The sequence below is a fragment of the Streptomyces sp. NPDC003247 genome (assembly GCF_042888135.1).
Lineage (GTDB): Bacteria > Actinomycetota > Actinomycetes > Streptomycetales > Streptomycetaceae > Streptomyces.
Genome location: NZ_JBIAPF010000003.1, coordinates 694,914 through 707,644 on the forward strand (window position 1 = coordinate 694,914; position 12,731 = coordinate 707,644).

11 protein-coding genes are annotated in these 12,731 nt (G+C 71.9%); 9 read left to right on the top strand and 2 right to left on the bottom strand.

The genetic code is table 11. From position 1 onward, the window contains the following. The first annotated feature begins 15 nt into the window (after nt 1-15). Together ACFYWQ_RS12410 and ACFYWQ_RS12415 are read left to right on the top strand one after the other, a co-directional pair. Nucleotides 16-216 carry a DUF4236 domain-containing protein gene (locus ACFYWQ_RS12410; protein ID WP_389515470.1) on the top strand — a complete coding sequence of 67 codons (201 nt, stop codon included), beginning with the start codon at nt 16-18 and terminating at the stop codon, nt 214-216. A gap of 84 nt (nt 217-300) precedes the next feature. Then, nucleotides 301-1,830 carry a helix-turn-helix domain-containing protein gene (locus tag ACFYWQ_RS12415; RefSeq protein WP_389515471.1) on the top strand — a complete coding sequence of 510 codons (1,530 nt, stop codon included), beginning with the start codon at nt 301-303 and terminating at the stop codon, nt 1,828-1,830. Between the two features lie 114 nt (nt 1,831-1,944). Here ACFYWQ_RS12415 and ACFYWQ_RS12420 read toward each other — a convergent pair whose 3' ends face one another. After that, nucleotides 1,945-2,403, bottom strand: a complete 459-nt coding sequence (locus ACFYWQ_RS12420; protein ID WP_389515473.1) for an ATP-binding protein — start codon at nt 2,401-2,403, stop codon at nt 1,945-1,947. Nucleotides 2,404-2,566: 163 nt separating this feature from the next. On the opposite strand from ACFYWQ_RS12420, the gene ACFYWQ_RS12425 reads away from it, so the two are divergent. From ACFYWQ_RS12425 to ACFYWQ_RS12455, 7 genes are all read left to right on the top strand, one after another. Continuing rightward, nucleotides 2,567-3,418, top strand: a complete 852-nt coding sequence (locus ACFYWQ_RS12425; RefSeq protein WP_389515475.1) for a Scr1 family TA system antitoxin-like transcriptional regulator — start codon at nt 2,567-2,569, stop codon at nt 3,416-3,418. Next, nucleotides 3,415-3,603, top strand: a complete 189-nt coding sequence (locus tag ACFYWQ_RS12430; RefSeq protein WP_389515477.1) for a DUF397 domain-containing protein — start codon at nt 3,415-3,417, stop codon at nt 3,601-3,603. The genes ACFYWQ_RS12425 and ACFYWQ_RS12430 overlap by 4 nt, the downstream gene beginning before the upstream one ends. A gap of 146 nt (nt 3,604-3,749) precedes the next feature. Further along, complete coding sequence (locus ACFYWQ_RS12435) at nt 3,750-5,072, top strand: serine protease (RefSeq protein WP_389515479.1); 1,323 nt, start codon at nt 3,750-3,752, stop codon at nt 5,070-5,072. Nucleotides 5,073-5,118: 46 nt separating this feature from the next. Beyond that, nucleotides 5,119-7,431, top strand: a complete 2,313-nt coding sequence (locus tag ACFYWQ_RS12440; protein WP_389515481.1) for a tetratricopeptide repeat protein — start codon at nt 5,119-5,121, stop codon at nt 7,429-7,431. Nucleotides 7,432-7,581: 150 nt separating this feature from the next. Then, the gene (locus ACFYWQ_RS12445) at nt 7,582-8,970 is read left to right on the top strand and encodes a hypothetical protein (protein ID WP_389515482.1); all 1,389 of its coding nucleotides are present in this window, start codon (nt 7,582-7,584) and stop codon (nt 8,968-8,970) included. Continuing rightward, complete coding sequence (locus ACFYWQ_RS12450) at nt 8,967-10,124, top strand: hypothetical protein (RefSeq protein WP_389515483.1); 1,158 nt, start codon at nt 8,967-8,969, stop codon at nt 10,122-10,124. The genes ACFYWQ_RS12445 and ACFYWQ_RS12450 overlap by 4 nt, the downstream gene beginning before the upstream one ends. Then, nucleotides 10,121-11,389 carry an ABC transporter substrate-binding protein gene (locus ACFYWQ_RS12455; protein WP_389515485.1) on the top strand — a complete coding sequence of 423 codons (1,269 nt, stop codon included), beginning with the start codon at nt 10,121-10,123 and terminating at the stop codon, nt 11,387-11,389. The genes ACFYWQ_RS12450 and ACFYWQ_RS12455 overlap by 4 nt, the downstream gene beginning before the upstream one ends. 136 nt (nt 11,390-11,525) lie before the next feature. On the opposite strand, the gene ACFYWQ_RS12460 is transcribed toward ACFYWQ_RS12455, so the two are convergent. Beyond that, the gene (locus ACFYWQ_RS12460) at nt 11,526-12,566 is read right to left on the bottom strand and encodes a beta family protein (RefSeq protein ID WP_389515487.1); all 1,041 of its coding nucleotides are present in this window, start codon (nt 12,564-12,566) and stop codon (nt 11,526-11,528) included. Between the last annotated feature and the right edge of the window lie 165 nt (nt 12,567-12,731).

A 12,731-nucleotide genomic window follows, 5' to 3' on the forward strand; every position in this document is an offset into this window, starting at 1 on the left:
CAGAAGGAGGTTCCGATGCCCCTCACCTTCCGCAAGAGCTTCCGCATCCTGCCGGGCGTGCGGCTGAACATCAACCGGCGGTCGTGGTCCATCACGACCGGCGGCGGCTCGCACGGCCCGCGCCACACCCACAGCAGCACCGGACGCCGTACGACGTCGATGGATCTGCCCGGACCCTTCGGGTGGCGTCGCACGCGGACGGCCAAGCGCCACTGACGAGCCGTCACCCCCCACCGCCGCCGTCACCCGAATGACCCCCCGGAAGAGGCGTGATCTCATATCTGAGATAACCTCAGCCTCATGGCAGACGACTACCTCGTACGCATCGGCAGGCTCATCCGTGACGCCCGGCAACACCGTGGCTGGACACAGGCGCAGCTGGCCGAGGCGCTCGGAACCAGCCAGAGCGCCGTCAACCGCATCGAGCGCGGCAACCAGAACATCAGCCTTGAGATGATCGCGCGGATCGGTGAGGCCCTCGACAGCGAGATCGTCTCGCTCGGCTACGCGGGACCGATGCATCTGCGCGTCGTGGGCCGACGGCGGCTGTCCGGTGCCATCGACGTCAAGACCAGCAAGAACGCGTGCGTGGCCCTGCTGTGCGGGGCACTGCTCAACCAGGGGCGCACGGTACTGCGCCGGGTCGCCCGCATCGAGGAGGTCTACCGCCTGCTGGAGGTGCTGAACTCGATCGGCGTCCGGACGCGGTGGATCAACGACGGCGTCGACCTGGAGATCGTGCCGCCGGCCGAGCTGGACATGGGGGCGATCGACGCCGAGGCCGCCGTCCGCACCCGCTCCATCATCATGTTCTTCGGCCCGCTGCTGCACCGCATGGACGCCTTCAAGCTGCCGTACGCCGGCGGCTGCGACCTCGGTACGCGGACCATCGAGCCGCACATGATCGCGCTGCGCCGGTTCGGGCTGGAGATCGCCGCGACGGAGGGGCAGTACCACGCCCAGGTCGACCGTGCCGTCCGCCCGGACCGCCCGATCGTGCTGACCGAGCGCGGCGACACCGTCACCGAGAACGCCCTGCTGGCCGCCGCCCGCCACGACGGCGTCACGGTCATCCGCAACGCCTCCTCCAACTACATGGTCCAGGACCTGTGCTTCTTCCTGGAGGCGCTCGGCGTCAAGGTCGAGGGCATCGGCACCACCACCCTCACCGTGCACGGCGTGCCGCACATCGACGTCGACGTCGACTACTCCCCCTCCGAGGACCCGGTCGAGGCGATGAGCCTGCTCGCCGCCGCCGTGGTCACCGAGTCCGAGCTGACCGTGCGCCGGGTGCCGATCGAGTTCCTGGAGATCGAGCTGGCCGTGCTGGAGGAGATGGGCCTCGACCACGACCGCACGCCCGAGTACGTCGCCGACAACGGCCGCACCCGCCTGGTGGACCTCACCGTCCGGCCCTCCAAGCTGGAAGCACCGATCGACAAGATCCACCCGATGCCGTTCCCCGGCCTGAACATCGACAACGTCCCCTTCTTCGCGGCCATCGCCGCCGTAGCCCAGGGCAAGACCCTCATCCACGACTGGGTCTACGACAACCGCGCCATCTACCTGACGGACCTCAACCGCCTCGGCGGCCGCCTCCAGCTCCTCGACCCGCACCGCGTCCTGGTGGAGGGCCCGACCCGCTGGCGCGCCGCCGAGATGATGTGCCCGCCGGCCCTGCGCCCCGCGGTCGTCGTCCTGCTGGCGATGATGGCGGCGGAGGGCACCTCCGTACTCCGCAACGTGTACGTCATCAACCGCGGCTACGAGGACCTGGCCGAACGGCTGAACTCGGTGGGGGCGCAGATCGAGATCTTCCGGGACATCTGACGCCTCTCGGATGCGCGGCTGGTCTTCGTAGCGATCTGGTTGTTGATCAGTGCCACGAGTCCTTCGGCCACGCCGGCTCGGCGCCACGGCCTGTGGGGCCCGACGTCCGGGCCGTCAGCCGGTCAGGTCCAGCTCGGCGGCGACCGTCTTGCCGACGGGGGCGCGGTCCAGGACCTCCCACCGGTCGGCGAGCGCCTCCACGAGGAGCATGCCCCGGCCGGTCTCCGCGAGCGGCTGGAACGCGGGGCGGGGAGCGCCGGGCGCCGGGGGCCGTACCTCGTCCCGGGTGTCGGATACCTCGATGCGCAGGGTCCGGCCGAGGAGACCGACGGTGACCTCGAAGTCCCGGCCCGGGACACGGCCGTGCGTGACGGCGTTGGCGGCGAGTTCCCCGACGAGCAGGGCGGCGGTGTCGGACGCGTCGCTGCCCTGCGGGACGCCCCAGGCGTCGAGCTGGTGCAGCACGAGCAGGCGGGCGAGGCGGGCTCCGCGCGGGGTGGAGCTGAACTGCTGCGTGAACACACGTACGGTGACGGGTCCTTGACGGGTCGCGGGGGTGGACGGTGGTGTCATATGCCCAATCTGGCGGCAGTCTGAGGGTGTTCGCCAGCAGCGACCCGCGTACGCAGAGTCAGCGTACGCGCACATTCGGTAGACGGTACGCGGCACTCTGCGTGACGATGGAGCCGAGTCAGAAGCGGTACGGGCGTGGCGGGTGCGCGGGAGGTGGCCGACGGTGGCCTACGAATGCACGGACGGCGGTACGGGAGCGGGCAGCGCGGAACCGGGGGCGTCGGACAGTCTGCGCACGTTCGGCGCGGTCGTCCAGGCCCTGCGGGAACACGCGGGCCTGAGCCGTGAGGAGTTCAGCGGCCTGGTCCGCTTCTCCAAACACACGGTCGCCTCCGTCGAACAGGGCCGCCGGATGCCGGACCGGGACTTCGTCGAGCGCGCGGAGGAGGCACTCGGCAACACGGGGGCCCTGCGGAAGGCCGCGCCGCATCTGTCGCGGCAAGCGGGGCTGGCGAGTTGGTTCCGGCAGTGGGCTCGGCTGGAGGCGCGGGCGGTGACCTTGTGGACCTACGAGTGCCGGGTGATTCCCGGCTTGCTCCAGACCGAGCGGTACGCGCGAGCCGTGACCGAGAGCGTGCCACCCGTGAAGGACGAGGAGCAGGTGGCCGAGCAGGTTGCGGCTCGGTTGGAGCGCCAGCGACTGTTCGAGCGCAAGCCTCCGATCGCGTTCAGCTTCATCATCGAGCAGGCGCTGGTCGAACGCGGCACGGGAGGCCCTGATGTGACGAGGGAACTGCTCGACAGCCTCTTGGAACGGTCGTCGCAGTTCAACGTCGAGTTGCAGGTCATGCCGCGATACCAACCGGACCATGCCGGGTTCGACGGACCGTTGATGCTCCTGGAGTCCCCGGACAACAAGTGGTTCGGCTACGCGGAGGGCCAGCGTGGAGGCTTGCTGATCTCGGACCCGAAGGAGGTCAGCATCATGCTCCAGCGGTATGCGAGACTGCGTTCACAGGCTCTCACCTCCGACGACTCCAGGAGCCTGCTGAAGCAACTTCGAGGAGCGCTATGAGCAGCATCGACGAACGGGCTTGGTTCAAGAGCAGCTACAGCGGTTCCGACGGCGACGCCTGCGTCGAGGTGGCGAACGGTACGCAGGCGATCCACGTCCGGGACTCCAAGGTCCGGCGGAGCCCCGAACTCGCCCTCTCCCCCACCGCGTGGAGCGACTTCGTCTCCTACGCCGCCCAGAGCTGACCCTCACGCCCCGCGCCGGACCCGTCCGACGCGGGGCGTTGCCGTTCACTCGACAAGGGGCGGTGTAGCCCTCGGGGGGTATTGACCGATCCACCCCGCTCACAACTCTAGGGACGCACCACGCTTTGCGCGTACTGTGAGACGGTATGGGGGAACTGCGTGCGGACTGGAGACTCAGGCTGCGGCGCGAGGACGCGCACGGCCCCATCTGTGGCGCGGGCGTGCTCGTCGACCAGTACACGGCGCTGACCTGCGCGCACGTGGTGCGCCACCGGGACGCCGTGATGTGGCTGGAGTTCGCCGAGAACAGCGAGCTCGAACCGGTCTCCGCGCACGTCCTGCCCGGCGGCTGGCTGCCGGAGGGCGAGAGCGGCGAGGACGTCGCCGTGCTGCGCCTGGACAGCCCTCGCCCGCAGGCGCGCCGCGCCCCGCTGGAGCCCAGGCTGTGGGGCGGGATGGAGGTGTACGCGACCGGTTACGCGGAGGGCTTCGACGACGGCATGAGCCTGTGGGGGCGTATCGGCGGTGCCAGCGGTGAGCGGGTGCAGCTCGACGCCGTCACCAGGACGGAGGTGGTGCGCGCCGGCTTCAGCGGCGCCGCCGTGTGCACCCGGCCCCAGGAAGGCCGTCCCGCCCGTGTCGTCGGCCTCGTCGTCAGCTGGCGCGGCGACCTGGGCGAGGCGCTGCCCGAAGACAACCGGCTCTCCTTCTCGTACCTGATCCCCCTCGACCGGATCGCCGAACTCTCGCCGTTGGTAAAGGAGTTGAGCAGCCCGTATGCCTGGGACCACGGTTTCGAGGAGCGGTTGACCCGGTGGTTCGACGACCCGGACGAGGACCCGGTGAAGATCACCGTGGTGCCTCCGGGCAGCGGCAAGGACCGCTCGCTGCGCCATCTGACGCACCGCGCCCACGTCGTCCACCGCGGCGGCGCCGGCCGGCCGGACCTCATCGACCACGCCTTGGACCAGGTCGCCTTCCCCGCCGGCGAATACCTGGCGTACTGGGACTGGCTGCGCGGCGCCAAGCCCCGGCCCGCGCGGTCGGCCGACCGTGCGCCCGGCCGACCGGTCACGGTCCTCGTCGACGGCCTCGACGAGGAGCCCCAGTCGGGCGCCCTGATCGAACTCCTGGGCCGGCTTCGGGAGTTCGGCTTCCGGCTGCTGCTCGTCTTCCGCCACGAGGGCGGCCCCGTCTGGACCGCCTCCCGCGACCTGCTCCTGCGGCCCGCGCTCCTCCGCCACGCGGACACGCTGCTCCACCGGCTGCGGCAGGCGGAGCTCAGCCAGGCGATCCGCCGCGACGTCGTCGACAGCGCCTCCCTCGGTTCCGTGACCGAGACGGCCGACCGGCACGCGGCCGCACGCCGCCTGATCGACGACGTGCGGGACCCGCAGGAACAACTCACCCGGCTGCGCGCGCTGATCAGGACCCTGCGCGCCGACCTGCGCCGCCACGGGGACCGGTGACGCGGTGCTCCGCCCGGCCCGCACAAGGGAGGAGGACCACGAGAGGATGACGACCTGCCCGCACCGGCGCTTCACCGGAGCCCCCTGCGGCGGCACCGTGCTGCCCACCGGCCACTGCGCCGTGTGCGGCCGCGCGGAGAACGGCCCCGGGCTGCCCGCCCTGCCCGAGGACCCACGGTTGCTCGGCCCCCGCGAACTCCTCGCGCTCCCCGAACGGGAGCCACGCCCCGCCGGGGAACGCCTCATCCGTCCCGAGGCGCCGCTGCGCATCCGCATGGGCTGCTCGTCCGCCGACTGCGGCATCACCTTCACCCCGCCCTACACCGAGGGCCCGGTGCCGGTCGAGGGCTTCTGCCCGGCCTGCGGCGAGCGCTACTCGTACCGGCCCGAACTCGCCGAGGGCGACCTGCTGCGCGACCAGTACAAGATCATGGGCCCCATCGCGCACGGCGGCCAGGGCTGGGTCTACCTCGCCGAGGACACCCATCTCGGTGACGTCGTCGCCGTCAAGGGACTGCTCAACCGGTACGAGCACGACGGCGCCCGGCTCGCCGACGTCGAACGCCGCAACCTCGTCGCCATCCGCCACCCCCGTATCGTCCAGATCCGCGACTTCGTCGCCCGCAGCGACGACACCGGCCAGGTCACCGGCGGCTACATCGTCATGGACGACGTCGGCGACGGCACCCTCGCGAAAGTCGTCGAGGAGGTCCGGCGCGGTGAGTCCGTCCTCGACATCGAGCACGTCGCGGCATACGGCTGCCAGATCCTCGAAGCCTTCGTCCACCTGCACGCCGACGGCGAACGGGTCTTCGTGTACGGGGACATGAAGCCCTCCAACGTCGTGCACCACAGTGCCGGCGTCAAGGTCATCGACCTCGGCGGCATGCGCGAACAGGGCCAGAGCCAGCCGCCCGCCCATGTCACGCCCGACTACATGGCGCCCGAGACCGGGGCGTCGGCCCTCCCCACCGTCGCCCACGACCTGCACACCGTCGGCGTCACCCTGCGGGAACTCGCCCGCTGGGCCGTCGCCGAGGTGCCCGGCCTCGGCACCGCCTCCTTCCAGCGGGTCGTCGACCGTGCCGTCCGCACCGACCCGGGCCGGCGCTTCGCCGACGCCCGTGAGATGGTCGGCCAGCTGCGCGGCGCGCTGCGGGAGATCCGTGCGCTGCGCGGCAAGAACGACCCGCCCGAGCCCTCCGACTACTTCCGGCCGTCCGCACAGTTGCTCGGCGCCCGGCTCGGCACGGTGCCGGGCATCGAGCACTGGCTGGACCGCCCCCGCCGCGACCGGTACGAGCCGCCCGTGGCACCGGCCCTCGACCTCGGCGCCCCCACCCCCACCGAGATCGCCGGCTGTCTGCCGGTGCCGCGCCCCTATCCGGGCGATCCGCAGACCGCGCGCTTCGAGGTGAGCAGCGGCTACGACCCGGGCCAGCTCCTCCCGCAGGAGGGTGAGAAGCCGCGCTCGGTGGAGATCTGCCTGCACAACGTGCGCGTCCTGCTGGCCCGGAACACGCGCGACGACCTGCGGCGGGCCCAGGAGGAACTCGACACGGCCGACTCCGTCCCCGGGCCGTCCGCCGTGCGCCGGTGGCGGCTGGAGTGGCACCGCGCCCTGCTCGCGCTGCACAGCGCCGACCTCGACGACGACCCCCGGCAGGTCGCCGAGGCCAGGACCCACTTCACGCAGGTACACCTCGAACTGCCCGGCGAGTACGCGCCCAAACTGGCCCTCGCCTACTGCGCGGAGCGGCTCGGCGGCGACGACACGGCCGAGCCCACCGCCGAGGAACTGTACGCGGCGGTGTTCGCCCGCAACCCCGCGCACGGCGGCGCCGCCCTCGGCCTGGCCAGGATCGCGCTCCGCGCACACGACCGCCGGGCCGCCATCGACGTGCTGGGCCGGGTCCGGCAGGGCACCCTGGACCACACCGTCGCCCGGATCGCCGCCCTGCGCATCCGCGCGGCCCGGCTGCCCGGAGACGGTGATCCACTGCCCGCGCCCGCCGAGGTCGACGCGGCACTGGCCCTCCTCCGCGGCCTCGTGGGCCGACGACCGGGCGCCGGGGAGCCGAGCCTGTCCGACGACGAGGCGCTGCGCCTGAGCACCGAACTCCACGAATGGAAACTGGACGCGGTGCACCGCCTCAGCGACCAGACCGGTTCCCCGGGAAGGGGCGCCGAACGGCTCAGCGCCCGCCGTCTGAGACGTCTGAGCCCGTCGGAGCGCGCGTTGCGCGAGCAGCTGGAGTCGCACTACCGGCGACTGGCGACACGCCACCAGGAGCCGGCCGCCGCCCACGAACACCTCGTGGACCTCATGCACGCGGTACGGCCGCAGACCAGGACGTGACCGCAGAGCAGACGTGACCGCAGAGCAGAACGTGACCGCACCGCACGACACGGCACAGCACGGCACAGCACGGCACTCGGCAGAGGGAATCGGCACCCGGCAGCACACCGTGTGCACGGCACCGCAGGTGAAGGAAGGGTGATGTACGACATGAGCAGCCACACCCGGCCGCCGCAGCCGGGCATCCGACTGCACGTCGACCTCGGCGGCGATCTGCGCCCGCACCGAAGCGCGAAGATCGAGGCCCATCTGCGGGTCGACGTGGCCGCCGACGGCGCTCCCACCGACCTGCCCGCGGTCCAGCTCGCCGTGATCATCGCGGTGGACGTCGCCGAACCCCACCGGGCCGCCGTCCGGCACGCCCTGCCGGCGGCGCTGCGCGCCCTGCCCGACCGCATCTCCTTCGCTCTGCTCGGCAGCGGACCCGAGCCGGCCCGGTGCTATCCGCGGGGTGACGACGAGTGGGCCGTCGCCGACCGGGACGAGCGGCGCCGGGCCGCCTTCGTCGCGGGATCGCTTCCGCTGCACCGGGAGGGGGCGCGTCCTGCCGGGTACGCCGCCTGGGTGGCCCGATCGCGCGCGCTGCTCGCCGGCCGACCGGTGTCCGTACGCCATCTGATGCTGATCACCGACGGCAGCAGCGCCGTCGGCGAGACCCGTCTCGAAGAGGAACTGGACCTCTGTGCGGGGCAGTTCACCTGTGACGTCTTCGCCGTGGGCGCGGATTGGACCCCCGATCCGCTGCTCACCCTCGCCGAACGGCTGCACGGCACGGCCGAGTTCGTGGACGACGGACTCGGTCAGGCGATCACCGCCGCCCTTCAGCGACTGCGCCGGGTGCACACTCCCCAACTGCCGATCGAAGTGACCGTGCGGCCCTCCGTACGCCAGGTCTCGCTCAGTGAGAAGGCGCCCCGGCCGCACCGCCTCGGGGGCCTGCCCCAGCCCGGCCGACCGCACCGCTGGCGCTTTCCGACCTACCAGTGGGAGCAGGGCAGACGCGACTACCTGCTCACCCTGGTCGCCGACTCCGACGCCGACCCGCTGGAGACCGAGTTGCAGTTCGCCATGGTCTCCATCGGTGACGTCCATGTGCCGGTCACCGCCCGCTGGCACCTCCCCGAGCAGTCCCCGCCCCACGCCCCGGCGGGTGCCGACAGTGTGCGTGACCTCAATGCCACCGCCCGGATGCGGAGCGCTCTTCGCCGGGGACTCACCGCTCTTCAGGAACACCGGTGGGACACCGCCGAGGACTGCTTGGGGCAGGCCGCCCGGCTGGCGGCGCAGTTCGGCACGGACTGGGTGCTGGACGAGATCCGCACGGTCGCCGACATCGAGGACGCGGCCGCGGGGCGGGTCCGGCCGCGCACCGTCGACGCCGACACCCTCGGCCCGATGATCCTGCGCGCCGGGTCCCGCCCCGGCGGCCCCCTGGCCGACGCCGTCGGTACGCGGCCGGGCCCGCACTGCGGCGGCTGCGGGACCCCGGCCGGGAGCGAGGCCCGTTACTGCATCGCGTGCGGGGAGAAGCTGCTGTGACGGCCGGACGCGCCACCTCCCGCCGCCGACACCCCTTCGCCTCTTTCCGGCACCGGCACTCCCTCACCGCTGTCCGGCACCGGCACTCCCCCGCCACTCTCCGGCACCGGTACTCCCCCGCCACTCTCCGGCACCGGTACTCCCCCGCCACTCTCCGGCACCGGTACTCCCCCGCCGCTTTCTGGCGCAGGCGCCTGAGCCCCTGGCGGACCCGCCGGCTGCTGGAGGCGCACCTGCTGGCTCTGTTCCTGCTCGCGACCGTGGCGTCGACCGCGCTGTTCCTCTCCTGCCGTCAACTCCAGCACAGCGCCGAAGCACTCGCGTCCCGCGAGGCGCCGGCCGTGCAGGGGCTCGCCGCCACCCGGCTCGCCGCCCTGCGCGCCGACCAGGAGGCCCACACCCTGGTGAAGATGAACCTCGTCGGCGTCGCGGGGTCGGGCGAGACCTACCGGTCCCAGCTCTCGGCCGCCGACCAGGGACTGACCCGGATCGCCGACCGCACCGACCAGGACCTCGGCACGGTCAAGGGCCTGCTCGCCACCTACAGCAACTCGCTCAGCCTCGGCACGTCCCTCTACCGTGACCAGCCCCTCATGCGGGAGCAGAAGCTCGAGGAAGCGGACTCGCTGCTCACCCGCGAGACGGTGGGACTCGCCCCGCGCCTGGACGCACTGCAACGGGTCCAGCTGCGGCACGCCGAAGCCACGGCCGCCATGGGGCTGTGGCAGCGCAGCGGGTGGTGGCTCGCCGAACTCGCCCTGGCCGCGATGGCGCTGACCCTGCTGTCGGCGCTGTTCGTGCTGCGCGACCGCTGCGGCCGTGACGTCGATCCGTACCTGCTCGCGGCCTTCGTCCTCACCGTGCTGCTCGCGGTGGTCCCGCTGATGACGGCGTCCTCCACGGAGGACGACCTGGACGGGGCGGTCAGGGATCTGCGGCAGATCACCGCGGTGTCCCGGCACAGCGGCCCGGGGCTGGCCGATGCGCAGCAGCGCGTCACGGAGAAGTCGGAGGAGGTCCGGCAGCAGACGGCCGACGGCGCCTGGGCCGACAGGATGTACCGGGGCACGCTCGTCGGCGGCCTGCTGGCCGTCGTCCTGCCCGTGCTGGGGCTCGGTCTCCGGCTCGACGACGACTACTGGAGGCGACGGTGACCCGGCGGTTCAAGGTGCTGGTCTTCGGTGTGGTCATGCTGCTGATCGCCGCCGGCGGCATGGTGGTGGTCTGGGCGCAGCACGACGACGAGGAGCCGGTGACCATTCTCGGGACGTGGACGGCCAAGCAGGCGGAGCAGTTCGAGACCGTGCTGCGGGGCTTCGGCATCCCCTTCCGCTACCAGGGCACCGCGGCCCAGCGGGAGGTGCTGCTGTCCAAGGTGCAGTCGGGTGAGCCGCCGGACATCGTGATCATGCCGGGCCTCGGTGAACTCGCCGAGTACGCCGACCAGGACCTCCTCGAACCGCTGGACGACCTCTACGACCCCGAGGAGTACGGCGCACCCTGGAAGTCGACCGGCTCGCCCTCCGAGCACGTCTACTGGGTCCCGGTCAAGGCGGACCTGAAGAGCATCGTCTGGTACCGCCAGGGTCACCGGCCCGCCAACACGTCTGCTCCAGTTGGGAGTTGGTGCATCGGCATGGGTGACGACGGCGCCTCCGGCTGGCCCGGCACCGACTGGATCGAGGACCTCGTACTGCAACGGGAGGGCCCGGACGTCTACGAGGACTGGGCGCTGGGCAGCGGCGAGGTGGAGTGGTGGCGGAGTGATGCGGTGCGCGGCGCCTGGGAGGCGTGGGCCGGTCTGCTCCGGCAGGACCGGGACGCGGCCGAGCACGCTCTGCTCACCGACCATCGCGGCGCCCCGGACGGCAACGGGCTGCTGTTCGACGGCTGGGGCGGGTGCGGGCTGGAGCACCAGGGCTCCTTCGCGCTCTCCTTCTACAAGAACGACGCGCGGAACGCGGCCCTGATGGACTCCGCCCCACTCCTGCCCGGAGGCGGCAGCCAGGTCCGGGCCCACGAGGTGACCGGCGACTTCGCGGCGCTGTTCGGCAACAGCCCCCGGGCCCGGGAACTGATCCGCCGGCTGGCGTCCCAGGAGGGCCAGCAGAAGTGGGCCGATCTGGCGGACGTCTTCTCGGCGAACCGTCAAGTGACACCGCAGGGCGGCACGATCGAACAGGAGATCGCACAACGGCTCGGTGCGGGGCCCCGCTGCCTGGACGCCTCGGACGTCATGGCACCCGCCGTGCGGGACGCCTTCTACGAGGCCGTCCTGCTGACCACCGCGAGGGCCGCCGCCGGTCAGGATCCCGACATCCCGGGCCTCCTCCATGATGTGCAGAGGGTGCAGGACGCACAGGCCGCGCAAGGCGCGGGCAACAGAGCGGCTCCGAAGACGGTGTGCAGTACGCGGTGAGCGACGGGGCGGCGCACGGCCCCGGGCAAGACCGTCCGGGCGGAGTCCGTGTGCCGTCCACCGGCACACCTGCTCCCGGACGGCAGATGCGGCCCGAGTCACAGGTTCGGCAGCCGTAGCCCGACGCGGTGCACGTTCACCCCCCGAGATTCCGCACGACGAACGTCATGTGCTGCTCGTTTCCCACTCGGTTCCAGGTGGAGTGGTTACCGGTACCGACGGAGCCTTGGGCACGGTCGCGCAACCACCTCTCCCCCGCTCCCGCGTTCACGCCCCGGAAGTCCGCGAGACCGGTGAGACAGCGCGCGGCCTGCCGGTTGGCGTCGTCGTACTGCCTGCCGTACGGCACCTTGCACAGGTGGTAAGAGCGAGCGGTCGTGTAACGCAGCGCGCCCCATGGCGGGCCCCCGTTGCGCGCGGGTGGGGTCTGGGTGACGTAGACGGCAGGATGGATCCCGTAGTCGCCGTAGCGCAGTCGGGGCAGGTAAGGACGTTCGCTGTGCCGGATCTCGTGCCAGGTGTCCCAGTCCGTGCGTGGTGCCTCGTACGGGACGCCCTCCCGGAAATCGTCGGGCGGTTCGGGGAATCCGCCGGCCATGACGGTCACCGTGCGCCAGGAAGCGAGCGAGATCAGGGTGTCCAGGGCGCGCACAGCCTCCTTGGCGGCGTCGGGGCGGTCGGGCAGGACGGTGGCGAGGTCGAGGAACAGGTCGGCGGGGTGGCCCGTGGGAAGCCGGTCGAGCAGCGCGGCGACCTCCGAGGCCGTGCGGTCGTTCCAGTCGCCGGGGAGCCGTACACGGATACCGAGTCCGTCCTCGCGATGCCGGGCCGCGGCGAGGGCGAGGGACTGCTGGGCGTCGGGGCGCCCGGGGCCGGTGACCGGCCGCAGGTTGCGGTGGTCCCACCACTCGGGGGTCAGGACGTCGGCCAGAACCGCTGCTTCGATGTCGTCGGCGAAGGGCGCGTCCAGCCACCCGGGGCCGAGGCGCTGTGCGGTGGAGATGTCACCGGCCTCCTTGCCGATGCGATCGGCCAGTGGTTTCGGCAGCATGCCGGGGCGGGGCGGCATCGTCCACAGCGGAGCGACCCGACGCCGTACGTCCGGCGTCAGCGCGTGGTAGGCGGCCGCCGCGTGAGGCCGGGTCGGCAGGACGGGAACGTACAGCGGTACGGACATGGCGTTCCCCCTCGGCGCTGCCCGTGCCCGGTTCTTCTTGCGTTCTGCCGCGCTTTCGTCGTCCTCCCGGGCTTTCTGCGTTCCGTTTCAGGGTGAAACCAGCGAGGAAGGCCCGAAAGGGCGCCAATCAGCCATGGTGCGGCGAGGCGCAGCGCTGTCACCTGT